This is a genomic window from Hyphomicrobium sp., assembly GCF_009026145.1.
In the GTDB taxonomy this organism is placed as follows: Bacteria; Pseudomonadota; Alphaproteobacteria; order Rhizobiales; family Hyphomicrobiaceae; genus Hyphomicrobium_A.
This window is the reverse complement of the sequence record NZ_WBUE01000001.1, coordinates 111,730-137,447: the sequence shown is the minus strand read 5'-3', so window position 1 is coordinate 137,447 and position 25,718 is coordinate 111,730. Positions and strand designations below refer to the sequence as shown.

Sequence of the window (25,718 nt, the reverse complement as noted above, 5' to 3'; positions counted from 1 at the left end):
CGCTTATATAAGGTGGCTTTTCCGAGGCGCAACGGGCCTGCGGCGGGCCCTTGCGTTCAATTTTCCCCAGCCAGCAGCACATATGATCACGCCCATCGAGGGGCTGCTCGATGTCAGGCGGCGTCGTCGGAAGCCTTGCGCTCGGCCGCAGCCTTGTTCTCGGCCATGCGTTTGTCGCCTCCCTTGGCCACGACGACCATGGCGGGGCGCAGCACGCGATCCTCCAGAAGGTACCCTGGCTGATACACCTGAACGATGGTTCCAGGCGCAACGTCGGGCTGATCGATCTCGATCATCGCCTGGTGCTGGTGAGGATTGAACGGCTGGCCTTCGGGGTCGATGCGCTTCACGCCATTGCGCTCGAGCACATTGAGAAACTCGCGCTCGGTCATGGAGACACCGTCCACGAGCGCCTTGAGGGCCGGATCTGCATCGGCCGCACCGGGTGGGACGGCGGCGGTGGCGCGTTGCAGGTTGTCGCCCACCGCCAGCACCTCGCGCGCAAACTTGGAGATGGCATACTTCGCCGTCTCTTCCTTCTCGCGCTCGGTACGCTTGCGCAGATTGTCCATGTCGGCATGGGCGCGCAGCAGCCTGTCGGTCAGCTCCGCAATGCGCCCTTCGAGCACGGCAAGGGTACCGGCCGCTTCGCCGTTGCGGGCGTTCGGCGCGGCATCGGTGCCGGGGGCCGATTCCTGATCAGGTTTCTTGACTTCGTCAGCCATGTTCTCTCCGCGGGGGCGGATCCTTAAGGATTGCGAGCCCGATATCAGGCGATGCTCGGCAAAAATCAAGTCAACAGTCGGCTAACGAGCTTGGCCGTGTAGTCGACCATGGGGATGATACGGGCGTAGTTGATGCGGGTGGGGCCGATGACCCCCAGCACGCCGACGACCTTGCGGCGCTCGTCGTGGAAGGGGGCGACGATCAGCGAGGAGCCGGAGAGCGAGAACAGCTTGTTCTCAGAGCCGATGAAAATGCGCACCCCGTCGGCGCTTTCCGACAGCCCGAGCAGCTGCACCAGGTCGCGCTGGCGCTCGAGGTCGTCGAATAGCTGGCGAATGCGCTCCAAATCCTCCTGCGCATTGACGTCCTTCAGCAGGTTCGCCTGCCCACGCACGATGAGGCTTTTGCGGTCGTCGAGCGAGCCGGACCACTCGGCGAGCCCCGCCTGGATGACGCGCTGGGTCAGCTCGTCGAGCTCGGCGCGCGCCGACTGCAGCTGCTGCTCGATGCGGCCGCGCGCCTCGCCGATGGTCAGGCCGCGGATGTGCGCGTTGAGGTAGTTGGCGGCCTCCGCCAGCGCCGACGGCGGTAGCCCTTGCGGCAGGTTGATGACGCGGTTCTCGACCGTCTGGTCCTCGCCGACCAGCACGACCAGCGCCTTGCCGGGCTCGAGCAGCACGAACTCGATGTGCTTCAATCGCGTCACCTGCTTGTCGGCCAGCACGACGCCGGCGCAGTGCGACAGGCCGGAGATCATCTCGCCGACCTCGCGCAAAACGTCATCGACCGTGGTTGCCCGTTTGGCCGCGATGTGCGCCTCGATCTGCCGACGTTCTTTTGAGGTGAGGTCACCGACCTCCAGCAGTCCGTCGACGAACAGCCTGAGGCCGAGCTGGGTCGGCAGGCGCCCGGCCGAGGTATGCGGCGCCGCGATCAGGCCCAGTTGCTCCAGATCCGACATGACGTTGCGGATCGATGCCGGCGACAGCGTCATCGGCAGCACCCGCGACAAGTTGCGCGAGCCGACGGGTTCGCCCGTTTCCAGATAGGACTCGACGATCTGCCTAAGAATAGTACGGGAGCGTTCGCTGAGCTTGTTGAGTTCGCTTACGCCTTCGGTCATCGCTGGGGGTATCTTCGACCTCGCCTGCAGGTTGCTCAAGATTACGGATGCCGGACCATCTTCGTCAAATTAGCGGCGGTTTTGGTTGAAGCGTGCTGGCCCCTCCCGTAGGTTCGGCCGAAATTTGCCTCAGCAACAACCCGGTTCGGCACCCTCAATGCGCCCTTCGAAACGCAATCCCGACGAGCTACGCCGTGTGTCCATCGAGCGCGCCGTCTCCAAGCACGCCGAGGGTTCCTGTCTCATTAAGTTCGGCGACACCCACGTTTTGTGCACGGCGAGCCTCGAAGAGCGGGTGCCGCCGTGGCTGAAGGGGCAAGGACGAGGTTGGGTCACGGCCGAGTACGGGATGCTGCCGCGGGCAACGAGCGAGCGCATGCGGCGCGAAGTGACCGTTGGCCACGCCTCCGGGCGTACGCAGGAGATACAACGTCTGATCGGCCGCGCCCTGCGCGCCATCGTCGACCTGACGAAGCTGGGCGAGCGCCAGATCAGCATCGACTGCGACGTCATCCAGGCCGATGGCGGTACGCGCACGGCAGCCATCACCGGCGCCTGGGTCGCCCTGCACGATTGCATCCAATGGATGAAGCTGCGCGACATGGTGAAGGACGATGTGCTGCGCGACCAGGTCGCCGCGGTGAGCTGCGGGCTGTACAAGGGCACGCCGGTGCTCGATCTCGACTATGCCGAGGACTCGGCGGCGGAAGCCGATTCCAACTTCGTCATGACCGGCTCGGGCGGCATCGTCGAGGTGCAGGGCACGGCCGAGACGGTCGCCTTCAGCCAGGAAAGCTTCGATCAGCTCATGCTGCTGGCCAAGAAGGGCATTGGCGAACTCGTCGCACTGCAGAAGCTGACAGTCTCCTAAGAAAGGCAGTGGGCAATGGGCAGTCGGCAGTAGGACGAGCGACCATACGCTACTGCCCCTGCCTCATGCCTATTGCCAGATCCGACATGAAGCCCAACGCCATCCTCGAGACCGTCCTCTATGCGCGCGACCTCGGCGCCATCGAGGACTTCTATCGCCAGGCGCTGGGGCTCGAGCCGTTCGCCAAGGTGGAAGGGCGGCACGTCTTCTACAGGGTCGAAGAGCAGATGCTGCTCGTCTTCAACCCCGTTGCCACGACGAAGCCGTTTCCCCACGATGCCAAGCTTCCCGTGCCGCCGCACGGCGCCGACGGCGAAGGGCACGTCTGTTTTCGCGCCTCCGCCGACGAGATTGCCGCCTGGCGCGCGCGCCTCGAAGAGCAAGGCGTTGTGATCGAGGCCGACTTCGAATGGCCGGACGGCGGTCGCTCGATCTATTTCCGCGACCCAGCGGGCAACTGCCTGGAGTTCGCCGAGCCGCGCATCTGGGGTCTCAAATGACGCGGCGTCTGCAGCGCGGCGACCATCTCGTCGTCGCTACCCATAACCCCGGCAAGGTGTGGGAGATCAACAAGCTGATCGAGCCCTACGGTCTGGCGGCGGTGTCGGCGGGGGAGCTCGGCCTCAGCGAGCCGGTGGAGACCGAGACGACCTTCGCAGGCAATGCCAAGCTCAAGGCGCTGTTCGCGGCCCGTGGCTCGGGGCTGCCGGCGCTGGCCGACGACAGCGGCATCGAGATCGACGCGCTCGGCGGCGCGCCGGGGGTCTATACCGCCGATTGGGCCGGCCCCAAGCGCGATTTTTCTATTGCCATGCAGCGCGTTCACGATGAGCTCGCCAAGCAGCAGGGGTGGAATGGCGAGCCGCTGCGCGCCAACTTCATCTCGGTGCTGTGCCTTGCCTGGCCGGACGGGGAAACCCGGCTATTCGAGGGCAAGGTTTACGGTCATGTCGTTTGGCCGCCGCGCGGCGGCAACGGTTTCGGCTATGATCCGATCTTCGTCGCCGACGGGCATGCGCAAACGTTCGGCGAAATGGAGCCGGCCAGCAAATATGCCATCTCGCACCGAACCCGCGCCTTCGATCATTTCAAGCGGGACATCCTCGATGCCCCAAGCGCGTGAGATCGGCGCTGGCGACGCGGGCTTCGGCGTCTACGTGCACTGGCCGTTCTGCGCCCAGAAGTGCCCGTACTGCGACTTCAACAGTCACGTGCGGTTCGGCGGGATCGACGAAGACCGCTTCCGCTCAGCCTTCCTGCGCGAGCTGGAGCACCTCAAGCAGCGCACGGGGCCGCGCGCCGTGTCGAGCATCTTCTTCGGCGGCGGCACGCCATCGCTCATGGCACCCGAGACCGTCGCCGCCATCCTCGACTGCATCGCCGGGCTGTGGATGGTCGATGCCGACGCGGAGATCACGCTCGAAGCCAATCCCGGTAGCGTCGAGGCCGGCCGCTTCCGCGACTACCGCACGGCGGGCGTCAACCGCGTCTCGCTCGGCGTCCAGTCGCTGCGCGACGACATCTTGAAATCGCTCGGCCGCATTCACTCGGCGGCCGAGGCCAAGGCGGCGATCGAGATCGCGCGCTCGACATTTGAGCGCTTCTCGTTCGATCTCATCTATGCACGTCCCGGCCAGACGCTCGCAGCGTGGCAGAAGGAGTTGCGCGAGGCGCTGGTCATCTCCGGGCAGCACCTGTCGCTCTATCAGCTCACCATCGAGCCGGATACGCCGTTTGCCGCCTTGCACGCCGCCGGCAAGCTGGTGGTACCCGACGAGGACGCGGCGCTTGCGCTCTACGATGCGACCCAGGAGCTGACGGCGGCAGCCGGGCTGCCAGCGTATGAGATTTCGAACCACGCGGTGCCCGGCGAGGAGAGCCGTCATAACCTCATCTATTGGCGCTATGGCGAGTACGCCGGCTGCGGGCCTGGTGCGCACGGGCGCTTGACGGCGAGGGGTGTGCGCCACGCTACGAGCACCGAGCGCCAGCCCGAGCGCTGGGCGGCGCTGGTCGAAGGCAATGGCCATGGAATCATCGAAGAGACACTGCTGTCGGCCGCCGAGCAAGCCGACGAGATGCTGCTGATGGGGCTGCGTCTCGCTGAGGGGATCGATCTTGGCCGGCTCGATCGCCTGTGCGGGGTACGTCCCTCGGCCACTGCCATCACCGAGTTGACACAGCAGGGTCTCATTGAGGCGATACCTGGCAGCCATCGCGTCCGCGCGACCGGTAGCGGCCGCTTCATTCTCAACGAGGTCGTGCTACGTCTCTCGATGGGCTTTACCGCTCACGCGCCCCACGCCGCCGCAAGTCTCCCTCCCGCTGCCGAGTAACAGCCTCCAATGCGAAAGCTCTACCACTGGATGATGCGCACCGCGAGCAGCAAGGGTGCGCCGTGGGCGCTCGGAACCGTCTCGTTCATCGAGAGCTCGTTCTTCCCCATCCCGCCCGACGTCATGCTGATCCCCATGGTGCTCAGCGACCGGCAGAAGGCGTGGTGGTACGCGACCATCGCAACGGTTACCTCGGTCATCGGCGGGCTGCTCGGCTATGCCATCGGATATTTCGCCTACGAGGCAATCGGAAAGCCGATCCTGGAGTTCTACGGCAGGGAGCACGCGCTCGATTCGTTCATCCAGTTCGTGCACGAGTACGGCGTGCCGGCGATCATCATCAAGGGCGCGACACCCATTCCGTTCAAGGTCGTGACCATCGCGGCGGGGGTCGCCAAGATGGACCTCCTGGCCTTCGTCGGCGCCAGCATCATCGCGCGCGCCATGCGCTTCTATCTCGTGGCCGGCCTTCTTTATTTCTTCGGTCAGCCGATCCGCGAGTTCATCGAGCGCCGCCTCACCTTCGTCACCACCACCTTCGTGGTGGTCTTGGTGGGAGGGTTCGTGGCTGTTAAATACCTGCTCTAGCTCACAGGTATCCCGATGACCCTTGCCGCCTCAGATCCGACCGCGCATTCCGCCTACCGCCTCGGCGCCATGGCGCTCTTGATCACCGTGGCGGCGATACTCATCGCACTCGGCTACGAGCACATCGGCGGCTATGCCCCCTGCGAGCTGTGCCTCGAGCAGCGCTACGCGTATTACGCGGGCATCCCGCTTCTGTTCCTCGCGCTCGTGGCGCTCAGTGCCGGGCAGGCGCGCGCTGCCGCCGTGCTGTTCGTGCTCGTGGCCCTGGCGTTCCTCGGCAATGCCGCGCTCGGCGTCTATCATGCCGGTGTCGAGTGGCAGTTCTGGCCGGGGCCGGCAGCGTGCACGGGATCGCAGCAGCTGACGAACAACGCCGGCAACATGCTCGAGGCGCTGCAGCAGACGAACGTCGTGCGCTGTGATGAGGCGGCGTGGCGATTCGCCGGCATCTCCTTCGCCGGCTGGAACGTCGTTGCTTCGCTGCTCGTCACGCTGCTTGGCATTCGTGCTGCCGGCGAAGCGCTGCACGCGCGCTGAAGATTCTCCGCGCCAAAAGTTATCCACAGAACAATGTGATTTTTCCGCAGACTGTTTCGTTCAGCAACAGTCAAGCGAAATACCGTTGGTCGGACACGGCGCCGCCATTCCGTGGTCAAAAAGTAACGGTCTATTCCTCTCGTTCGCGGAACACGCGGTGCAGAGTTCACGTTCAAGAAGAGCCCAGTCAGTAGCGTTTCGTAAGTTCGCGTTCTCAGATCCGGCGTTGCGTCCGCGTCATGTCACCTCGGGAACCCCGCATCCCGTCTCAGTTGCCTAAGTTGCGTTCCGAAGCGTCAGACCTGTCTCGCGTTTGTCTCCCTTCAGTCGTGCGTTTGTAAGCGTTGCGTCCGTTGCGTCGCGTGGCGTTCGGTTGCGTTGAAGATGTGTGCGTCAAGCCAAGCTCCCCCTAGCGCTCCTCATCGAGCGCAAATGCAAGTCGAGGCGAACCGCTCGGAGGCAAGGTTCTCGCGTACTTCCGAGCGGTTGCGCTGAGTTCGAGTTAGTAGCGTCAGTCGCGTACCGCGTTGGTTCAATCAGCAGTCAGTGAGGTGTGCCGTGGCGTCCCAGTCGAGTGATTGGCGTGCACTTTCGGAAGTTGTCGGTGAAGTACTCGTCGCTATCGGCAGTCCGTCTCCAGCGACGGACATTCCCATAGCGTCGGCGTCGACAAGGTAGGTGCGCCGCGTATTCGTTTTTGGGAGGGGATAGAGGGACCTTCCAAACGAGCTGGCAAGCATGCGGAGCGTAGGAGACGCAGGCCTCCACCGAGGCACCACGTGACATGGTTTCGCGTAGTGGTGCCAGCGCGCTCTGTGTGCTTGCCGCCCAGTCAAAGCCCGGCGCCGGGGCAAGTGGCGGCGCACCAACGAGGAGGTGTCAAATGAGTTTCAACCACATCAATCCGCTGCAGTGGCATCAGGCGATCGGCGTCGCCCGCGCCTCGTGCGCCCGCTTCTTCCGCGATGGCGGGGCCCCGGCCGACGCGCTGCTCGCCTTCGGGCTGAGCGCCGACGACCGCGTTGCACAGGATTGGAGCCGCACTGTCGAGGTGATCGCCGAATCCTTGTGTGCGGCGCCGATGAAGCGCGCGGCCTGAACGAATTTCTGTCGTCCTTCCCTAACGACGAAGAAGGCCCCGGCAACCGCATTGCCGGGGCCTTTTTGTTCTTCTGTCATCCCAGTACTGTCTCAGTTTGAATTTCCCACAGCTTTCGAATCGGGTAGCGACTCCGGCGTCGCGCCTCTCAGCAGACCGCAACCCTTATCAGGGCGGGGCAATGTGGTGTTGCTTCGGAGAGGGCGGCTCTTCCGCTCAGCTCGCAATGGAGGAATCCATGAGCAGCAAGCAGAAGATCGGCCGTGATGCCCGCAATGGGCGGTTCATCCCGGTCGAGGTCGCGATCCGCCGTCCTTCCACGACGACGGTCGAGACCATCAAGAAGAGCAAGTAATCCACCTGGACCTTGCTTGACTTGGGAGGGGTTGACGCCTTCGGGCGTCAGCCCTTTCCAGTTTCAGAGCCTAGGTGATTTGGTCCAACGAAAGGTGAGTCAAAGTGACTCACCCCTGCCAAAGCTCAATCGGCTCCCCAAGGAGATTCGACATTCAGCTTCCGATCGAAGTATCGGACTGTTGCAAGGGCGAGTTCGTCTGATTGAGCGTAGTCGGCGGCGAGTACATAGCGACCGGTAGCAATTTGCTCAATGCGCGTGAGCGTATGCAGCCTGTCTGTATTTAAGTCGTCGGGGTCATCCGCTCCGTCATCGTCGCTGGGGCCGACAGGAAGAAGTTCGCCGCCGTCGGGCTCGTAAGGGACGACAGTCGTCACGACCCGACAACCTGCTTGTGAGCGGGCCCAGGTGCAGTATTCTGAGAATGTTGGCTTACGACCAACCGCGACCATCAACTATGCGGCGACGGCAATCTCCACAGGCATGCCGCCCCTCTCCCTCAACTTATTCACAAAATCCGAGCGCTTCGCCCACAAACTGAAAAACTCATCTGGCCCCGGGCCGATAGAACTAGGATCGCCGTGTTCAATTTCCGAGCGCAAGGTGACGAGAAAGCGCTCTTTCACCGCCTTCAAATCAGGACCTTGGGCGCAGATGTCAATTTCCAAGCCCTGCGCAATCCAGACATCGCCTTCCTTGAACACGATGACGCGCAAACTATCCGTGTTGCCCATGTTGGCTGTGCCTTAGGTCTAGGTGCCCCCTTGACTCCGCAACGATTCTATGACGTGCGCGAGTCATTAACAAAGTAGTCGCGAGCGCGTTTCCCAGCAAGGAAATCAGCGGTGCTTAAAAGCCGCGGCCCTGTTATGGTTAACTAATAAGTTGTTACTTAGTCACTCGTTGCCGGTACATGTGTGTCACCGCTAGGCAGCACGCTTCCTATACGACTTCGGCCGCCTCGGCTTCAGCGCAACTTCATCCATCAGAGTTTCAAACTAAAGCGCGCTGCTCGCGATGATGAGGCTTCGCCGCACCCGCTGGGTCCCGAATAGCGGCTCGCAGACGCTCGCCGCTTCCGGGATGACAGTGGAGAGAATTAAGGCTCGAGCTCGGTATCCCAATACAGATAGTCGAGCCAGCTCTGGTGCAGGTAGTTGGGCGGGAACAGTCGCCCGTTGCGGTGCAACTCGAACACCGTCGGCCGGTAGGGCGACTGCATCGGATGCATGCCGACCTCGTCCGGCATGGCGCCGCCCTTTTCCAGATTGCACGGGGCGCAGGCGGCGACGACGTTGTCCCACCGCGTCTGGCCGCCGCGCGAGCGCGGGACGAGGTGGTCGAACGTCAGATCGTCTTTGGCGCCGCAGTATTGGCAGGAGAAGCGGTCGCGCAGGAACACGTTGAAGCGCGTGAACGCGGGATAGAGCGCCGGCTTCACATAGGTCTTGAGAGACACGACGCTCGGCAGCTTCATCTCGAAGGAGGGGCTGCGCACGAAGCGGTCATACTCGGAGACGATGTTGACGCGATCGAGAAAAACAGCCTTCACCGACTCCTGCCAGCTCCAGAGCGACAAAGGGTAGTAGCTCAGCGGCCGGAAGTCGGCGTTTAGGACCAATGCTGGAAAGCTGTCCGGAATGGCAGCGTGCGCATCCACGTTATTGGCGTCCTATCGGCTTCTCGTTAGCGAATCGCGTTCTCCCCGAAGTTCGGCCGGGATACTAGCGGCGCATATCAACTCTGTGAAGCTCCCGCCGGCGGTCGCGGCTCGAGTGTGGCCGCGGCAGCTAAACGCAGGTCACCTAGGCATTTTTCTGCAGCAGCAGGGCGCGATCGGCGACCTTGTAGTACGCCCACAGAAGGTGGGCGGCAACGCCGCGCCAGGGGCGCCAGCGCTCGGCGATGGCGAAAAGCTCATCGCGTGAGGGTCGCTGCTCGAGCCCCATGGCGGCGCGCGCCGCGATCTGCAGGGCGAGGTCTCCGGCCGCGAAGGCGTCGGCGCGGCCGAGACAGAAGAGGAGATAGATGTCGGCGCTCCACGGCCCGATGCCGGGCAGCGCGGTGAGCGCCTCGTGGACTTCCACCTCGGGTGCGTGCTCCAGCCTGTCGAGGTCGAACCCGGCGGCGACCGCCGAGCTGACGGCGCGCAGCGTCTTGACCTTGCCCTTCGACAACCCGGCAGCGCGCAGCTCATCGTCGCCTGCCGCGAGAAGCGCCCCCGCCGTCATCGGCCTCACCGTGAGCTGCAGCCGTCCCCAGATCGCCTGCGCACTGGCGAGCGACAATTGCTGGCCGACGACAATGCGCGCGAGCCCCTCAAAGCCCGCCGCGTGCCGGCGCAGCGGCGGGTCGCCGGCTTGCTCGTGGACGAGACGCAGGTGCGGGCACTTGCGACGGAGTGCGCGTATGCCATCGCGCATGTGCTCGTCGTCGAGGATGATCGGCGCCGGTTGCTTGCGCTTCATGTGCATTGCCCACGCGAAACTCTTCTCTAGCGGCTGCATGCAACGTAAAGTCTTGCATGCGCGTTCGCAAAGCGGCGGGCTTTGCGCGTTCATCGGAGTGCTGGGCGATGGCGGGTCGATCGCGAGCGGCAACTTCATGTACGGCGGCATTGTTGGCGGTGCTGCTGGCGGGCGGGATGGCGGCGGCGGCCGATTGGCGCCGAGACTGGGCCACCGTGCGCAACGAGCGCCATGGCTTCCTTATCGCCTATCCCAGCGAGGTCTTTCAGCAGGCCAGCGAGTCCAGGACGGACGAGGGCCGGATGCTCTTTTCGCGCGATGGGAAGGCGCAGCTCCTGGTAGGTGCTTTCGCCAACGAGGAGGCGACGACGCTCGAGGACTACCGCGACTATCTCATGCAGGAGAACTATGCCGGGGCGCATATCGAGTATGCGCCGATGCGCGGCAAGTGGTTCGTGCTGTCTGGTACGATCGGCGATCGCGAGTTCTACGAGCGCGTCAGTTTCACCTGCGGCGGCAAGCTGATAAACAGTTGGGCGATGATCTATCCCAAGTCCGAGCGCCGCTTCTATAACCGTGTCGTCGAGGCAGTGGCGCGCACCTATTCGCCCGGTGCCGGACGCTCCGGCAATTGCGACTGAGCGCGGCACGCGAGCTTCATGGCGGTACCGGTATTTCGTTTCGCCCCCAGCCCCAACGGGCCGCTGCATCTCGGGCATGCGCTCTCAGCCCTGACCGGGTTCGACAGGGCGCAGCGGCTGGGCGGCCGCTTCCTCGTGCGCATCGAGGATATCGACGTGGCGCGCTGCCGCGAGGAGCATATCGCCGGCATTTTCGAGGATCTCACCTGGCTGGGTATCGCCTGGGAGGAGCCGGTGCTGCGCCAGTCGCAGCACTTCGCGGTCTATGCGCGGGCGGCGCAGTGGCTGGAGGCGCAGGGGCTGCTCTATCCGTGCTTTGCCTCGCGCAGCGAGATCGAGGTGGGGGCCGCTGCCGGAGCGGTCGATCCCGATGGCGCGCCTCTCTACCCGGGCCTGCACAAGGGGCTGCCGCGGGCCGAGATTGAGGCGCGCATGGAGAACGGCGAGCGCTTCGCGCTGCGGCTCGACATGCAGCGGGCGCTGGCGGTAGCGCGCGAGCGCCTCAAGGGTGCGCCACTCACCTTCACCGAGCTCGACGAAAGCGACCGCCCGCAGGCGATCGAGGCGCACCCGGAGCTGTGGGGTGACGCTGTCATCCTGCGCAAGGACGTGCCGGCGAGCTATCACCTCGCCGTCGTCGTCGACGATGCGGGTCAGGGCGTTACCCACGTCGCCCGCGGCCGCGACCTCTATCAGGCGACGGGGCTGCACCGCCTGCTGCAGGTCGTACTGGGGCTGCCGGAGCCGCTCTACCACCATCACCGGCTGCTCGCCGATGCGGAAGGGCGCAAGCTGGCCAAGAGCGCCGGCGACACGGGGCTCGCCGAGTTGCGCGCCGCTGGGGCATCAGCGGCGGACGTGCGCCGCACGCTGGGTCTCGGCAGCTAGACCGATGCATAAAAGACGTCGCTATATCGGTGCATTCGCACGGCGGCCGCATACAAAAAGGCATGGATCGTCTCTAAGGTTCGGTTTGGACCGTAGATTTTTTCATGGTGAGCGCTTCCTTAAGCATTGTCTGAAAAGATAACGCTTGTGATGCGGCGGCATCCGTAGCGCAAGTGCCACGCCATGACAGCATATTGGCAGAACATATTGTCTTTTCAGGCGAATAGGGTCAGCTTCGAGCTTCCCCCAGTACTCGCGTCCGTTGTGCGTGCAGCCCGTGAGCGCGCCCTGGCCATGGGCGCTCATGCAACCTCGGTCAAGAAGCGGATAACGCTGCGCCTCGATATGCTCCGAACCTATTTCGCATACGGCAATTTCGCGCTGGCCGGCCTGTGGGCCTCGCTGGCGCCGCACGCTGTCCCGGCGCGCGCGCCCCTCGATACCGCGCAGGTGATCGAGCCGGCGCACACGACCATTGAAGACCACTGGCGCCGGGCGACGGGCATCCTCTCCGCGGCCCTGACGAGCTTCCAGCGCGTCCTGAGCTTGCAGGCGGCCGCCGCGCGGCAGCTCGATTCTGCCGACTACGCGCTGACCCAACTTCTGCACGATCTGCGCCCGGCCATGGCGCTGCCAGCCGACGTGTCCGGCCTGCGCGCGATCCTGGCCGAGGCTGAGCGCACCGCACCGGAGCGTTACCGCAAGGCGCTCGCGGCCTGATTCGACTGCCAGCTTTTTGATGTGACCGATTCGCGTCCCGGCCCGGAGCGAAGCTCTCGTCTAGCGCACTGTCTGCTGCGCGGCGGAGACTTTCGTCGCCTCGAAGCTCGTCGGTGCGCCGTCGATAACAGCCGAACCGAACTTCTGCACCTCGAGCACCCCGAGGCCGCGCTCGCTCAGACCATTGGCGCCGAAGCGCACGATGCCATCGACGCCGGAGAACCCGTTGGCGCGCGTCAGGTTGGCCAGGGTGAAGCGAGCGCCGGGCGGATTGCTCGACAGACCGATGGCGAAGCCCACCGCGTCGTAGGCGACGGAGGCGATGCGCGGTGGCGCGGTGCCGAACGTCTTGGCGAAACGCTCGGCGAACGACCGCCAGGCAATCGGGTCGGGGCTCGGATACCAGCCACCGACGAAGGCCGCGTCACGCGCGATGGCTGGGAAGTCCCAAGCGCTGGTGCCGAGCAGCTTCACCTTCGTCGTGTCGAGGCCGGAATAGGCGATGACCGGGCCGATTTGCGGCAGGGCCTCCGGCCCACCCGGCAGGAATAGCGCGTCGATCGGAACCATCTGCTCCTCGGCGGTCTTGATCGCCTCGACGACGCGCTTGGCCGGGGCGAGCATGCCGTTAGCGGCGAGGGGGTACCGCTCGACGACGGCGACCGAGCCACCATTGCGCTGCACCGCCTGCCGGAACGCCGCTTCGACGACGGCGCCGTAGGCGTCATCTGGGATCAGCGCGGCAAAGCGGCGCTTACCTTGCGCGGCGGCAAACGAGACGATTCGCTCCGCCTCCTGCTCGGCGAGGAAGCTCAAGAGATAGATTCCCTGGCCGGCCACCTGGCTGTTGTTGGAAAAGGCGAGCACCGGCACATTGGCTTGGCGCGCCACGGGGGCGACGCCGGTGACCGACTGCGACAGCAGCGGGCCGACGATGATCTCGGCACCTTCCTTGATGGCGGCGTCCGCCGCGGCGCGGGCGCCGGCCGCCGTGCCGCCGTCATCCTTGGTGATCAGCTCGACGTTGGGATCGTTGAGCTCGAACAGCGCCATCTCGGCGCCCTGCTTCATGCCCTTGGCAATGGCCGCCGTCTCGCCCATGCCGCCCAGCGGCAGCAGCAACGCGATCTTCACCGGGGCGCGGATCTGACCCTGGCTCTGCCCGGGTGCGGGGGCCAGCGCCGCCATCGGCGGCTCGGCGGTGCCCATGCCCCCTGTCGAGCAGCCGGCGAGCAGAAGGCCGAACACAGCCAGCGCGCCGGCGCGTCTGCGCCCGCTACCCTCGGCCTGCTCCCAGCGTGTCCGCATCGATCCGGGGTCCCCCGCGTTGCCCCGCCGGCCCGCGCCCGGCAAGATGGTGCGGGCTGCAGGAACGGTGTAACGACACTCCAGTTACTGGTTAGACGCTCGATTCGCCGTCGAAAAGTGCCGCTCTGCCACTATCGTGAACAATCGACGTCGCAGCTGCGAAAGAGATGGCCGCCATGCGCGGAGCCGACGCCGATTCGAGCCGCATCATCGCCTGCGCCGGCGAGGAGATGCAGCGGCATCTCAGGGCCGAGCTGGGGCCCGGCCTCTATGTCGTGTCGACCCCGATCGGCAATCTCGGCGACATCACGCTGCGCGCCCTCACGGTGCTGGCGCGCGCCGACGTGGTCCTGTGCGAGGACACGCGTCACAGCCGCACGCTGCTGTCGCATTTTGCCATTGGCGCGCCGGCGCGGCCCTACCACGAGCACAACGCCGCCAAGGAGCGCCCGCGGGTGCTGGCGGAGCTGGCGGCGGGCAAGCGCGTCGCCCTCATCTCCGACGCCGGCACGCCGCTCGTCTCCGATCCCGGCTGGAAGCTGGTGCGGGAGGCGCTCGATTCCGGACACCGCGTCGAGGCGCTGCCCGGTGCATCGGCGGCGCTGACCGCGCTGACCCTCGGCGGCCTGCCGACCGATACGTTCCTGTTCGCCGGTTTCCTGCCCGCCAAATCGGCCGGTCGGCGGGCGCGTATCGCCGAGCTGGCGCAGGTGCCGGCAACGCTGGTGCTGTTCGAGGCGCCCTCGCGGGTGGCGGAGACGCTCGGCGATCTAGCTGCGATGCTGGGCGCGCGCCCGGCGGCGCTCGCGCGCGAGCTGACCAAGCTGCACGAGGAGGTGCGGCGGGCGCCGCTCGACCAGCTTGCCGCCGAACTCGAGGGGCAAGCCGTGAAGGGTGAAGCCGTGATCCTCGTTGGGCCCCCGCTGCAAGCCGACGTTAGCGACGCCGATATTGCCACGCGCCTTGCCGCGGCGCTTGGCGACATGAGCCTGCGCGACGCCGCCAAGTCCGTCGCCGAAGCGCTCGGGGTCCCGAAGAGCCGGGTCTACGATCTCGGCATTAAGCTGCGCAAGGAGACGCTATGACGGCGGCATCCCCCCGCCGGCCTTTCGGTGCCGACGAGCGGCGCGCTCGCCTGCGCCGCGGGCGCCTGGCCGAGTTGCTGGCGGCAGCCGTGCTCATGGCCAAGGGCTACCGCATCGTCGGCCGCAACGTGAAGACGCGGGCTGGCGAGATCGACATCATCGCCGTGCGCGGCAACCGTATCGCCTTTGTCGAGGTAAAGCGGCGGCTGACCGACGAGGACGCTGAAGCGGCGGTGGGCGGCCGTCAGGCCGGGCGCATCCGCACCGCCGCAGACTACTGGCTGGCGTACCGGCCGCGCTATCAGGCGCACGAGCAGGGCTTCGACCTCGTCCTGCTGGTGCCGCGCCGCTGGCCCCGCCACATCCCCAACGGGCTTTAGCACCGGGACGCGCCACGCGGTCGTAGTGCGGGGGGGTGATGCGTGCCTGGGTTCCCGCCTGCGCGGGAATGACGAAGAGGGGGACAAGAGGGCCAAATGCATTCATCGATCGGAAGGTGTGCCGGCGCTCGGCGCGAAGCTCTCTACTGGAGTGGCACATGCTCGCCTCCACACAACGTCATTCCCGCGCAGGCGGGAACCCAGAACACCGTGCCCCGGCGGTGAAGTTATGATCGATTGCGCTCGGCATCCGCCGGTAAGTCGAGAATAGCGCCGCTGGTGCGGTCAAAGAGGTCCAGCCACTCCGGGTTGGCACTTTCGATCAAGCGAAGCTTCCACAGCCGGTTCCACTTCTTGAGCCGCTTCTCGCGGGCGATGGCCGCGGCCATGGTCTCGTGCATCTCGTAGTAGACTAGGCGGTGCACGTGGTACTTTGCGGTGAACCCGGAAACGAGATCCTGAATGTGCACGCTTACGCGCCCGGGAAGATCGCTTGTGACACCGATGTAGAGCGTGCCGTTGCGGTCGCTCGCGAGGATGTAGACGCACGGGCACTTCGACACGGCCGCAGCCTCCAAGTCGGGAAGCATACTGCAATCAAGGAGCCTGGTGGAGTGTGACTGGGTTCCCGCCTGCGCGGGAATGACGGGGTAGACGGGCAGACGCGATACGCATTGACAGTCTGGCTATGAAACAGTCTACGGTCGGCTTCCCACAGCCGAGCCTGACCTATGCCCCTACGCGTCGCCTGCCAGATGGACCCGATCGAGCGGATCGACATCCGCGGCGATTCCACCTTCGCCATCCTGCTCGAGGCGCAAAAGCGCGGGCACGACCTCTTCTACTACACGCCGCCCGACCTCGCCCTGCACGGCGACAAGCTGTTGGCGCGCGGTCATACGCTCAAGGTGCAGGACAAGCAGGGGAGCCACTACAAGCTGACGCGTCCGCGCGTCGAGGACCTGTCGAAGCGCAACGTGGTGCTGTTGCGCCAGGATCCGCCGTTCGACATGGCCTACATCACGACGACGCACCTTCTGGAGCGCATCCATCCGAAGACGCTGGTGGTCAACGATCCCGCGCAAGTGCGCAACGCGCCGGAGAAGATTTTCGTCCTCGACTTCCTCGACCTGATGCCGCCAACCATCGTCACGCGCTCGCTAGCTGACGTGCAGGCGTTCCGGGCCGAGATGGGCGACGTGATCCTGAAGCCGCTCTACGGCAACGGCGGCGCCGCCATCTTCCGCATCGCCAAGGACGACACCAACACCGGCTCCCTCGTCGAGCTGTTCCAGACCGTGTTCCGCGAGCCGTTCATGGTGCAGCAGTACCGGCCCGAGGTGAAGGACGGCGACAAGCGCATCATCCTCGTCGACGGCGAATTCGCCGGCGCCATCAACCGCGTGCCGCCAGCCGGCGAGACGCGCTCCAACCTGCACGTCGGCGGCACGGCGCGCCCGACGAAATTGACCAAGCGCGACGAGGAGATCTGCGCGCGCCTCGGCCCCGAGTTGAAAAAGCGCGGGCTCCTGTTCGCCGGCATCGACGTGATCGGACCCTATCTCACCGAGATCAACGTCACCTCGCCGACCGGCATCCGGCAGGTGAAGCAGTTCGGCGGCGCCGATATCGCTGCGCTGATCTGGGACGCCATCGAGGAGAAGCTCTAAGCGAGCGTGGTCCTCGCGTTGGTCACTGCTGTACGCGGCGCTTCCTCTTCTTGACGGTCTTCTTCACCGTCGGCTTGGCCGAAACCTTCTTCACGTCCGACTTGGCGTTAGGCTTGCCGTTGCCGTTGCCGGCGGCCGTCGCGGCGCTGGCCGTCTCCTGCGGCGGCGGAGGCGGCGGCGCTTTGCAGGCCCGGAAGCGCTCGAGCATCATCGCATCCGGCTCGAAGCCGGCGCCGACCACCTCGCTCGGGTAATTCTGGATGCGGGCGATGGGGAAGGCTGTCTTCCATTCCCTTGTGCGGAAGCCATTTTCCAGCAGCGCTGCAGCGCGCGCCGTGCGCGCGCCGCTGGTGGATTCTCCCAGGATAACCGCGATCATGCGGCGCCCGTTGCGCGTGGCGCTGGCGGCGAGATTGTAGCCGGAGGCGCAGGTATAGCCGGTCTTGATGCCATCGCCGCCGGGGAACGAGGTGAGCAGCGCGTTGTGCGTGCCGATGGTGATTTTGCCGATGGTCGCCTGGGTGAGCGCGTAGAGCGGCGCCTCCTCGGGGAAGTCGCGCAACAACGCCTGCGCTAAGAGCCCCATGTCGCGCGCCGTGGTGACCTGCTGCTCGGCCGGCAACCCGTGCGGATTGATGAAGTGCGTGTGCGCCATGCCGAGGCGGGCTGCCGTCTGGTTCATCTCCTTGATGAATGATGCTTCGTCCCCACCCAGCGCCTCGGCGATGGCCACCGCGACGTCGTTGGCCGAGCGCATGATCAGCGCGCGTAACGCGTCATCGAGCGTGATCTCCTTGCCGACCTTGAGGCCGAGGCGGGTCGGCGGTTGCCTATTGGCGGCCGGCGACATGAATATCTTGGTCTCCTTCGTCGCCCGCTTGTCGCGTATGGCGGTGAAGGCGAGGTAGGCCGTCATCATCTTGGTGAGCGATGCGGGGTACCACGGCGCATCGATGTCTTCGGCGTAAAGCACGTGGCCGTCCTCGAGGTCGAACACCACTGCCGAGCCGGCGGCCGCGGGCTGGACACAATACGCCCAGGCCGTCAATGCTGCCGTCAATGCGATGCTCACGTCCCTCGCCAAGACGCCGGTTCTCCGCCAAGCCGTTGATTCCCCAATTGCGCGAGTATGCGCACCTTGGCGGCAAATGTCAGCCCGCTAACCGGCCGGGAACAAAATTACAGCTTTGGGCTGACTAATTTCACGCAAGCAGCAATGCTTAAACTCTCCATTTCCCGACGGTAATCATTCTCGACCCAGGTTACCTGCTCACCCTCACGGGAGTGCTCCATGCTCGCCATCCGCCGAATTACGGCGCTGCTCGGCTTAGCCGCCGTTCTCCTTATGGTCACCGAGCCCCTGCGCGCCCAGGGCCTCGACCTCGCTAGGGCTCGAATTGTCGATCTCACTCATGCCATCGATCGGGATACGATCTTCTGGCCGACGGAGACGAAGACGTTCGAGCTGATCGAGGAGCACCGCGGCCTCACCAAACGGGGTTTCTTCTATGCCGCGAACAGGTTCTGCCTGCCCGAGCACGGTGGCACACACATCGATGCGCCGTTCCATTTCGCCAAGCAGGGGACGATGGTCGGTGCGTTGCCGATCGAACGCATGGTGGGGCCGGTCGCGGTCATCGACGTGGCGGCCAAGGCAGCGGCTGACGCCGACTACACGTTGAGCGTCGAGGATGTCACGACATGGGAGGGGCGCCACGGCAGACTCTCGCCCGGCACGATCGTGCTGCTGCGCACGGGGTGGAGCAGTCGCTGGCCCGACAAGCGCGCTTACCTCGGCGATGATACGCCGGGAGATGCGAGCCACCTGCATTTTCCCTCCTTTGGCGTTGAGGCCGTTCGCCTGCTCATCGAGCGCGGCGTGATGGTGATTGGCGTCGATACGGCAAGCATCGACAATGGCCCCTCCAAGGACTTCCTCGTGCACCGGCTTGCCGGCGCCGCCAATGTTGTCGGCATCGAGAATCTCACCAACCTCGAGCAACTTCCGGCCACGGGCGCGTGGGTCGTCGCGCTGCCGATGAAGATCGCGCGCGGCACCGGCGCGCCCGCCCGCGTCATCGCACTCGTGCCGCGGTGAGGAGCCTCGGGGCTGCGAAATTATGGAAATTGCGTGGCGGCCGACGGAGCGCGCGCGGCGTCGCCGTTCCACTCTTTGCTGGCGCAGAGTGCCGAACGCAACGGAACCTGACGCAGCGAAGAGTGAGATTGAGGAGATGATGATGAAGTATTTTGTTGCAATGGCATTGCTGGCGGCTCCCCTCGCCATGGCTGCGGCCCCAACCCCGGCGGAAGCCGGTCCGCGTGACGGCTACCGTTGCCACATGGTCAAGAAGACCGTGTGGAAGTGGGGCAAGCGCCGGACGAAGTGGGTCCAGGTTTGCCGCCCCCGCCACCGCCACCATCACCACTAAGCCGCTTTTTCTTGGCGCCTCACCCGACCGCGCTGCACTTGCACCTCAGCGCGGGCGGGTGAGCGCTTGCTTCTATTTCCGGCGCAACAGGAAGGCGCATTCTTCGAGCGCGGTCAGCCCGCGCTGCTTGAAGTGCGGATGGCCCTCGAGCACCTGGCGGGATGCGAGCTCGGTGCACGCATAATCGTCGGCAAACAGATCGTGCACCTGCCGGCGCGGGGTGGCGAAGGGCGGTCCAGACATTTGCGATTGGTCATAGTCGAGCGTGACGAGCAGGATGGGCGCAGCTGCCGGTACGATCTCTTTGAGCTTCGTCGCATAGCGCCCCTGCAGCGGGGGAGGCAAGGCGATGAGTGCGGCGCGGTCGTAAACGCCGGCAACGTCGCCGGCAGCCTCGCGCGGCATCTCGAACACGTCGCCGCACCAAAGCTCGTACGGTCCCGCCGACTTGATGGTGAAGCCACCCGCCTGCCGCATCGCGGGCGCGAGGCCGCGCTCGGAAAAGAAGCTGTCGACGGCCAGCTCGCTCAGCTCCGCGCCGATGACCCGGTGGCCTTGCTGCGCCAGCCACACCATGTCGAGGCTCTTGCCGCACAGTGGCACGAATACCGGCGAGCCTTGGGGGAGCGCCAGCCGCGGCCAATGCTCCTGCAGAAGCGCGTGAAAGTCCGGCTGATGGAATCCGATTTCCTGGTTCCGCCAGCGCTCGCGCCAGAATGTGGGGTCCATAGGTCTCACTCGCTCAGCTTCGATAGTCGGCGTTGATGTCGATATAGCCGTGCGTCAGATCGCAGGTCCAGATCGTCGCCCGTCCATCGCCGATGCCGAGGTCGACGCGCACGGTAATTTCGGATCGCTGCATATAGCGCGCGACCTCTTCCTCTTTGTAGCTCGGCGCCCGCTCCCCTTCCTGCGCGACGAGAATGTCGCCGAAGCGGATCGACAGCTTGTCGCGGTCGGCGGCTTCGCCGGACTTGCCCACCGCCATCACCACGCGCCCCCAGTTGGCGTCGCCACCGGCGATTGCCGTCTTGACGAGCGGCGAGTTGCCGATCGACAAGCCGATGCGGCGCGCCGCGCGGTCGTCCTCGGCGCCTTCCACCTCGACGGTGACGAATTTGGTGATGCCCTCGCCGTCCTTGGCGACGAGGATTGCCAGCTCACGCAAGAGGCTGTGCAGCGCGGCCGCGAAGTCGGCAAGCCGCGGGTCGGTAGGATCGGTGATGCGCGGGCAGCCACGCTCTTCCGCTACGCCGGTCGCGAACACGAGCAGCGTGTCGCTGGTCGATGTATCGCCGTCGATGGTCACGCAGTTGAAGGTGCGGTCGGCACTGTCGGCGACTAAGGGCTGCAGCGCCACGGCGGCGATGGGAGCATCGGTGAAGACGAAGCACAGCATCGTCGCCATGTCCGGCTGGATCATGCCTGCGCCCTTGCAGAAGCCGTTGATCACTACCTCGCAGCCGTCGATCGTGGCGGTGCGGGTGGCGAGCTTCGGGAAGGTGTCGGTGGTCATCACGGCGCGCGCCGCGGCATGCCAGGCGTCGGGTTTCGCCTCGCCGGCGAGCCTTCCGAGCAGGTGCGCGAACTTGCCGGCTTCGAGCGGTTCGCCGATGACGCCGGTGGAGGCGATGAACACCTCGCCCGGGGCGCAGCCGACCGCGGCGGCCGCGGCATCGGCGGTGATGACCACGGCCTCGAGGCCCTTCTTGCCGGTGAAGGCATTGGCATTGCCGGAGTTGACGACGAGCGCCCGCGCCTTGCCTTCGCGCAGCCCGATGGCGCACCAATCGACCGGTGCCGAGCGTGTCTTCGAGCGCGTCAGCACGCCGGCGACCTCGGTGCCGGGTGTGAAAGCCGCGAGCAAGAGGTCGGTGCGGCCCTTATAGCGGATGCCGGCCTCGGCGGTGGCAAAGCGCACACCCGGCACCTGCGGCACGTCAGGCAGCGAGGCGGGGGCGAAAGGCGAGGCGGGGGCGGATTTGCCCATGGGTCGGCTCCGGCGCGGTGGCAAATTCCGCCATGAGGAAACAGATCGGGCCGCCTGGAGCAAGCGGCCCGATGGAGATGCGTTGCAGATTGTTCGCCGTTAGGGCTTGGCGGCGGGCGGCGTTGCCGGCGCCGCTGCACCCGGGGCTGGCTGGGCGCCCTGCTCGGCCGCCTTCTTGGCTGCCTCCATGGCTTCCGCCTGCTTCTTCTGCTGCTCCTCGACCATCTTCTTGATGTCGGCGTCGACATAGTCGACCTTGGCCTTGCCGCGCAGCTCGGCGGATTTCTCCTGCGCCTTGCGCACGGCGAGGGAGTTCATGATCGTGTCCTTCACCTGCTCGAACGTCGGCGGTTGCTTCTGGCGCCGATCCTCGAGCTTGATGATGTGCCAGCCGTACGCGGTCTTCACCGGCTCCGACAGCTCGCCCTTCTGCATTTTGGCGACCTGGGCCTCGAACTCCGGTACCATCTGCCCCATGCCGAAATAGCCTAGGAAGCCGCCGTCCTTTTTGGAGACGGGATCGGTCGAGTTCTCGCCGGCCAGCTTCGCAAAATCTTCGCCGGCGGCGATCTTGGCGCGCAGCTCCTTGGCCTTCGCCTCGTCGGCGACGAGGATGTGGCGGGCGGCGAATTCCGTCTCCGGCTTCATCTGTGCGACGCGCTCGTTGTAGATTTTCTTTGCTTCGTCCTCGCTGACGCTGCCCTTCAACGTCTTCTCGAAGAACTGCTCACGCAGCGCGCGCTGGCGCAGGTAGGCCATGTACTTTTGGAATTCCGGCGTATCGCCGAGCTTGGCGGCCTCGGCGGCGTTGGCGAACAGCTGGTTGTCGATGAGGTACTCGGCGAGCGCACGGCGCCTTACGTCCGCCGGTAGCTGGCCGAGTTCGGAGCCGATCTCGCCTTCGGCGAGCTTCATGTCGCCTTCGGTGATGGCTTTCCCATCCACCGTAGCGACGACCTTGTCGCCGGCGGCGTCCTGCGCGACGGCGAAGGTGCCGTCCACCGCAAAGGCGATAGCGGCGAGGAGGGCGAAGCCCGCAAGGGCGCGCATTTTCGGAACAACTCGATGCATGCTCGATCTCTGATTGTTTGGCGGGCGGAAGAGAGGTGACGGACACCCGCGGGTTTGCGCGCTGGCGCAACTGGAAACGGCGCAGCCGGCCGGCTGCGGGCCCATGGATAGTGGGGCCGCCAGTGGCTGCCAAGTTAAGAATTGGAGAGTTGGGGGCCGTTTCTTCGCCGTTTCAGCGGGCCGTGGAAGGGTTTCCAATGCGTTGACAAGCCTATGGTGCGGTCCTTATCTCTCCCCCGCGGCCGAACTTCTTGCACCTTAGGCGCTTGTAGCGCACATCACGGCCGTCTGCTGCATGCGGGGTCCTGTCAATCTCGGCGATCATGACGGCTTCCCGGCGCGGGCAGATCTATCCGCAACGCCATGCCACTACCTCCCGGCACCAGCCCGGATTTTAGGGAACACTTCGAATGCTTTCGACGATCGGCGGATTCGCGGCGAAGATTTTCGGCTCATCCAACGAGCGCCGCGTCAGGGGCTATCAGCCGCGCGTCGAGGCGATCAACGCCCTCGAGGAGGATGTTGCGCGGCTCACCGATGGCGAGCTGAAGATGCGCACGGAGAATTTCCGGCGTCAGCTGCGCGAAGGCGCGACCCTCGACGACCTTCTCGTCCCTGCCTTCGCGACGGTGCGCGAGGCCGCCAAGCGCACGCTCGGGCAGCGCCATTTCGACGTGCAGCTCATTGGCGGCATGGTGCTGCACGAGGGCAAGATCGCCGAGATGAAGACCGGCGAAGGCAAGACGCTGGTCGCCACGCTTCCCGTTTACCTCAACGCGCTCGCCGGCAAGGGCGTGCATGTCGTCACCGTCAACGACTATCTGGCTACGCGCGATGCCGAGTGGATGGGTGCCATCTACAAGTTCCTCGGCCTTACCGTGGGCACCATCGTGCACGGTCTCGACGATGAACAGCGCAAGGCGGCGTACGCCTGCGACGTCACCTACGGCACCAACAACGAGTTGGGATTCGACTACCTGCGCGACAACATGAAGATGGACAAGGACGAGATGGTCCAGCGCGGCCACTCGTACGCCATCGTCGACGAGGTGGACTCGATCCTCATCGACGAGGCGCGCACGCCGCTCATCATCTCCGGTCCGCTCGAGGATCGCGCCGATCTTTATCAGGCCGTCGATGAACTGATGAAGGGCCTCGTAGCGGAGCACGCCAAGATCGAGAGGGAGATCGAGGCGGACAACGGCCCGGACAAGGCCAAGGAGCTGCTGAAGACCGAGGGTCTGCTTGAGCTCGACGAGAAGCAGCGCCAAGTGTCGCTCACGGAATTCGGCAACGAGCGCATGGAGCAACTGCTCGAAAGCCAAGGTGTCCTCAAGGGCTCGCTCTACGACATCGAGAACGTCTCGCTCGTCCACCACGTCAACTCGGCCCTCAAGGCGCACAAGCTGTTCCAGCGCGACCGCGACTACATCGTCAAAGGGGGCCAAGTCGTCATCATCGACGAGTTCACCGGCCGCATGATGCCGGGCCGGCGCTATTCCGAAGGCCTGCACCAGGCGCTCGAGGCCAAGGAGCATGTCGAGATCCAGCCCGAGAACCAGACGCTGGCCTCGATCACCTTCCAGAACTACTTCCGCCTCTACAAGAAGCTGGCCGGCATGACCGGTACCGCCTCCACCGAGGCGAGCGAGTTCCTCGACATCTACGGCCTCGACGTGGTCGAGATTCCGACCAACGTCGCCGTCGCCCGCGCCGACGAGGACGACGAGATCTACCGCACGGCGAAGGAGAAATACGCAGCCATCGTGCAGACGATCGCCGACTGCCGCCGGCGCGGGCAGCCAATTCTCGTCGGCACCGTGTCGATCGAGAAGTCCGAGCAGCTGTCGGCGCTGCTCAAAGACAAGAAGTACATCCAGGAGCTCGGGCGCAGTGCGCTTGCCCTCTCCGACAAGCTCAAGGCCGGCAAGGAGCAGGAGCTCAAGGACTACCTCGCCGACATGGGCTCGTATCTGGTCGAGATCGGCTCGCGCACCAAGGCCAATACAGATCCCATCCCGCATCAGGTCCTCAATGCCCGCTACCACGAGCAGGAAGCCGGCATCGTCGCCCAGGCGGGTGTTCCGGGCGCGGTGACCATTGCCACCAACATGGCCGGCCGCGGCACCGACATTCAGCTCGGCGGCAACGCCGAAGCCCGCCTCAAGGAGTGGATCGCCGCCGAGCGCGACGCGGGCCGCGAGCCCGACGAGCGGGAGATCGCCAAGACCAAGGAGCGGCTGTGGGCAGACGTGGCCGAGAAGAAGCAGCAGGCGCTGGAGGCCGGCGGTCTCTACGTGCTGGCCACCGAGCGCCATGAGAGCCGCCGCATCGACAACCAGCTGCGCGGCCGCTCCGGCCGTCAGGGCGATCCCGGCCGCTCCAAGTTCTACCTGTCGCTCGAAGACGATTTGATGCGCATCTTCGGCTCCAACCGCATGGACAGCGTGTTGAAGACGCTCGGCCTGCAGGAAGGCGAGGCGATCACCCATCCGTGGATGAACAAGTCGCTGGAGATGGCGCAGAAGAAGGTCGAGGCGCGCAACTTCGACATCCGCAAGCAGATCCTCAAATACGACGACGTGATGAACGACCAGCGCAAGGTCATCTTCGAGCAGCGGCTCGACATCATGGGTGAGGAGGACGTCTCCGAGACGGTGAAGGATCTGCGCCACCAGCTCGTGCAGGAGCTGGTGCGCCAGAACATCCCTGAGACTGCCTATGCCGAGCAATGGAACACGCCGGCGTTGCGTGAGGCGATCAACGGCGTGTTCGGCATCGACCTGCCGATCGAGGAGTGGGCGGCCGAGGAAGGCATTGCCGACCAGGAGATCACCGAGCGTATCCTCAAGGAGGTCGACGACAAGGCCGAGCGCAAGGCGAAGGAGCTGGGCGACGGCAATTTCCGCCAGATCGAGAAGATGGTGCTGTTGCAGACGCTCGACCACCTGTGGCGCGAGCATCTCGTCACGCTGGAGCACCTGCGGCAGGTGATCGGCTTCCGCGCCTATGGCCAGCGCGACCCGCTCAACGAGTACAAGAGCGAGGCGTTCGTGCTGTTCGAAGCGATGCTTGGCAACCTGCGCGAGGCGGTCACCGGCCAGCTCATGCACGTCGAGCTGGCTTCGCCCGAGGCGCGGCCCGACATGCAGCAAATCGAGCTGCCGGAAATGCACGCCTCGCACATCGATCCGTTCTCGGGCATGGATGAGCTGGCGATGGCGGACGCGGCCATCGCGGCGGAAGTGCGCGGGCCCGTGGGCGGCGCGCCCGACCGGCGTCCGCCGCTGCAGACGCGCAAGAGCACGACCTCGCTCGATCCGTCCGATCCCGCGACCTGGGGCCGCGTCGCCCGTAACGCGCCGTGCCCGTGCGGCTCCGGCAAGAAGTACAAGCACTGCCACGGCAGGGCCGACTGATCCGACTAGGA

28 protein-coding genes are annotated in these 25,718 nt (G+C 65.2%); 16 read left to right on the top strand and 12 right to left on the bottom strand.

Translation table 11 applies throughout. The annotated features are described in order from the left end of the window. Positions 1-113 precede the first annotated feature (113 nt). Positions 114-725 carry a nucleotide exchange factor GrpE gene (gene grpE / locus F9K20_RS00690; RefSeq protein WP_290996895.1) on the bottom strand — a complete coding sequence of 204 codons (612 nt, stop codon included), beginning with the start codon at positions 723-725 and terminating at the stop codon, positions 114-116. 65 nt (positions 726-790) lie between these two features. Continuing rightward, positions 791-1,849, bottom strand: a complete 1,059-nt coding sequence (gene hrcA, locus F9K20_RS00685; RefSeq protein WP_290996894.1) for a heat-inducible transcriptional repressor HrcA — start codon at positions 1,847-1,849, stop codon at positions 791-793. A 157-nt stretch (positions 1,850-2,006) separates the two neighbouring features. On the opposite strand from hrcA, the gene rph reads away from it, so the two are divergent. The 7 genes from rph (at position 2,007) to F9K20_RS00650 (ending at position 7,280) form a co-directional block, all read left to right on the top strand. After that, positions 2,007-2,720 (top strand): ribonuclease PH, encoded by a 714-nt coding sequence (gene rph / locus F9K20_RS00680; protein ID WP_290996893.1) that lies wholly within the window; start codon positions 2,007-2,009, stop codon positions 2,718-2,720. Between the two features lie 86 nt (positions 2,721-2,806). Continuing rightward, positions 2,807-3,220 carry a VOC family protein gene (locus tag F9K20_RS00675; RefSeq protein ID WP_290996892.1) on the top strand — a complete coding sequence of 138 codons (414 nt, stop codon included), beginning with the start codon at positions 2,807-2,809 and terminating at the stop codon, positions 3,218-3,220. Further along, positions 3,217-3,843: an RdgB/HAM1 family non-canonical purine NTP pyrophosphatase gene (rdgB, locus tag F9K20_RS00670; RefSeq protein WP_290996891.1), complete on the top strand. Its 627-nt coding sequence runs from the start codon at positions 3,217-3,219 to the stop codon at positions 3,841-3,843. The genes F9K20_RS00675 and rdgB overlap by 4 nt, the downstream gene beginning before the upstream one ends. After that, entirely contained in the window at positions 3,827-5,056 is a 1,230-nt protein-coding gene (gene hemW, locus F9K20_RS00665; RefSeq protein ID WP_290996890.1) for a radical SAM family heme chaperone HemW, read from the top strand. Before rdgB ends, hemW begins: the two co-directional genes overlap by 17 nt. Positions 5,057-5,065: 9 nt before the next feature. Beyond that, positions 5,066-5,644 (top strand): YqaA family protein, encoded by a 579-nt coding sequence (locus tag F9K20_RS00660; protein ID WP_290996889.1) that lies wholly within the window; start codon positions 5,066-5,068, stop codon positions 5,642-5,644. Between the two features lie 15 nt (positions 5,645-5,659). Next, positions 5,660-6,181 (top strand): disulfide bond formation protein B, encoded by a 522-nt coding sequence (locus F9K20_RS00655; protein ID WP_290996888.1) that lies wholly within the window; start codon positions 5,660-5,662, stop codon positions 6,179-6,181. 883 nt (positions 6,182-7,064) lie between these two features. Next, on the top strand, positions 7,065-7,280 hold the full coding sequence (locus tag F9K20_RS00650; protein ID WP_290996886.1) for a hypothetical protein: 216 nt from the start codon (positions 7,065-7,067) through the stop codon (positions 7,278-7,280). Between the two features lie 480 nt (positions 7,281-7,760). Here F9K20_RS00650 and F9K20_RS00645 read toward each other — a convergent pair whose 3' ends face one another. From F9K20_RS00645 to F9K20_RS00630, 4 genes are all read right to left on the bottom strand, one after another. Continuing rightward, positions 7,761-8,012 carry a hypothetical protein gene (locus tag F9K20_RS00645; protein WP_290996885.1) on the bottom strand — a complete coding sequence of 84 codons (252 nt, stop codon included), beginning with the start codon at positions 8,010-8,012 and terminating at the stop codon, positions 7,761-7,763. 78 nt (positions 8,013-8,090) lie between these two features. Further along, positions 8,091-8,369: a hypothetical protein gene (locus tag F9K20_RS00640; protein ID WP_290996884.1), complete on the bottom strand. Its 279-nt coding sequence runs from the start codon at positions 8,367-8,369 to the stop codon at positions 8,091-8,093. Positions 8,370-8,734: 365 nt separating this feature from the next. Next, on the bottom strand, positions 8,735-9,295 hold the full coding sequence (locus F9K20_RS00635) for an HNH endonuclease (RefSeq protein WP_290996882.1): 561 nt from the start codon (positions 9,293-9,295) through the stop codon (positions 8,735-8,737). Between the two features lie 145 nt (positions 9,296-9,440). Continuing rightward, entirely contained in the window at positions 9,441-10,103 is a 663-nt protein-coding gene (locus F9K20_RS00630; RefSeq protein WP_290996881.1) for a DNA-3-methyladenine glycosylase 2 family protein, read from the bottom strand. 152 nt (positions 10,104-10,255) lie between these two features. Between F9K20_RS00630 and F9K20_RS00625 the strand changes: the two genes are divergently transcribed. The 3 genes from F9K20_RS00625 to F9K20_RS00615 all read left to right on the top strand — a co-directional run bounded on the left by F9K20_RS00625 (position 10,256) and on the right by F9K20_RS00615 (position 12,352). Then, on the top strand, positions 10,256-10,744 hold the full coding sequence (locus F9K20_RS00625; RefSeq protein WP_290996880.1) for a hypothetical protein: 489 nt from the start codon (positions 10,256-10,258) through the stop codon (positions 10,742-10,744). An 18-nt stretch (positions 10,745-10,762) separates the two neighbouring features. Then, positions 10,763-11,632, top strand: coding sequence for a tRNA glutamyl-Q(34) synthetase GluQRS (gene gluQRS / locus F9K20_RS00620; protein WP_290996879.1), 870 nt, complete (start codon positions 10,763-10,765; stop codon positions 11,630-11,632). Between the two features lie 294 nt (positions 11,633-11,926). Next, positions 11,927-12,352 carry a hypothetical protein gene (locus tag F9K20_RS00615; protein WP_290996877.1) on the top strand — a complete coding sequence of 142 codons (426 nt, stop codon included), beginning with the start codon at positions 11,927-11,929 and terminating at the stop codon, positions 12,350-12,352. Positions 12,353-12,412: 60 nt separating this feature from the next. Here the strand turns inward: F9K20_RS00615 and F9K20_RS00610 are convergent, their stop codons facing one another. Continuing rightward, complete coding sequence (locus F9K20_RS00610) at positions 12,413-13,660, bottom strand: penicillin-binding protein activator (protein ID WP_290996876.1); 1,248 nt, start codon at positions 13,658-13,660, stop codon at positions 12,413-12,415. A 230-nt stretch (positions 13,661-13,890) separates the two neighbouring features. Between F9K20_RS00610 and rsmI the strand changes: the two genes are divergently transcribed. Beyond that, entirely contained in the window at positions 13,891-14,745 is an 855-nt protein-coding gene (gene rsmI / locus F9K20_RS00605; RefSeq protein WP_290997121.1) for a 16S rRNA (cytidine(1402)-2'-O)-methyltransferase, read from the top strand. After that, on the top strand, positions 14,742-15,125 hold the full coding sequence (locus F9K20_RS00600) for a YraN family protein (protein WP_290996875.1): 384 nt from the start codon (positions 14,742-14,744) through the stop codon (positions 15,123-15,125). Before rsmI ends, F9K20_RS00600 begins: the two co-directional genes overlap by 4 nt. A 227-nt stretch (positions 15,126-15,352) precedes the next feature. Here the strand turns inward: F9K20_RS00600 and F9K20_RS00595 are convergent, their stop codons facing one another. Further along, complete coding sequence (locus F9K20_RS00595) at positions 15,353-15,715, bottom strand: GIY-YIG nuclease family protein (RefSeq protein ID WP_290996874.1); 363 nt, start codon at positions 15,713-15,715, stop codon at positions 15,353-15,355. 141 nt (positions 15,716-15,856) lie between these two features. Here F9K20_RS00595 and gshB point away from each other — a divergent pair, with 141 nt between their 5' ends. Next, positions 15,857-16,795, top strand: a complete 939-nt coding sequence (gshB, locus tag F9K20_RS00590; RefSeq protein ID WP_290996872.1) for a glutathione synthase — start codon at positions 15,857-15,859, stop codon at positions 16,793-16,795. 22 nt (positions 16,796-16,817) lie between these two features. Here gshB and F9K20_RS00585 read toward each other — a convergent pair whose 3' ends face one another. Further along, positions 16,818-17,867 carry a D-alanyl-D-alanine carboxypeptidase family protein gene (locus tag F9K20_RS00585; RefSeq protein ID WP_290996871.1) on the bottom strand — a complete coding sequence of 350 codons (1,050 nt, stop codon included), beginning with the start codon at positions 17,865-17,867 and terminating at the stop codon, positions 16,818-16,820. Positions 17,868-18,086: 219 nt separating this feature from the next. Between F9K20_RS00585 and F9K20_RS00580 the strand changes: the two genes are divergently transcribed. Continuing rightward, positions 18,087-18,893, top strand: a complete 807-nt coding sequence (locus F9K20_RS00580; protein ID WP_290996869.1) for a cyclase family protein — start codon at positions 18,087-18,089, stop codon at positions 18,891-18,893. A 142-nt stretch (positions 18,894-19,035) separates the two neighbouring features. Further along, entirely contained in the window at positions 19,036-19,227 is a 192-nt protein-coding gene (locus F9K20_RS00575) for a hypothetical protein (protein ID WP_290996868.1), read from the top strand. Positions 19,228-19,299: 72 nt separating this feature from the next. Here the strand turns inward: F9K20_RS00575 and F9K20_RS00570 are convergent, their stop codons facing one another. The 3 genes from F9K20_RS00570 to F9K20_RS00560 form a co-directional block, all read right to left on the bottom strand. Next, complete coding sequence (locus F9K20_RS00570) at positions 19,300-19,956, bottom strand: thiopurine S-methyltransferase (RefSeq protein ID WP_290996867.1); 657 nt, start codon at positions 19,954-19,956, stop codon at positions 19,300-19,302. A 13-nt stretch (positions 19,957-19,969) separates the two neighbouring features. After that, a complete protein-coding gene (gene argJ, locus F9K20_RS00565; protein ID WP_290996866.1) occupies positions 19,970-21,217 on the bottom strand; it encodes a bifunctional glutamate N-acetyltransferase/amino-acid acetyltransferase ArgJ in 1,248 nt (415 codons plus the stop codon). Positions 21,218-21,316: 99 nt separating this feature from the next. Further along, complete coding sequence (locus tag F9K20_RS00560; RefSeq protein WP_290996864.1) at positions 21,317-22,267, bottom strand: peptidylprolyl isomerase; 951 nt, start codon at positions 22,265-22,267, stop codon at positions 21,317-21,319. 431 nt (positions 22,268-22,698) lie between these two features. On the opposite strand from F9K20_RS00560, the gene secA reads away from it, so the two are divergent. Further along, positions 22,699-25,707 carry a preprotein translocase subunit SecA gene (gene secA / locus F9K20_RS00555; protein ID WP_290996862.1) on the top strand — a complete coding sequence of 1,003 codons (3,009 nt, stop codon included), beginning with the start codon at positions 22,699-22,701 and terminating at the stop codon, positions 25,705-25,707. The last annotated feature ends 11 nt before the right edge of the window (positions 25,708-25,718 follow it).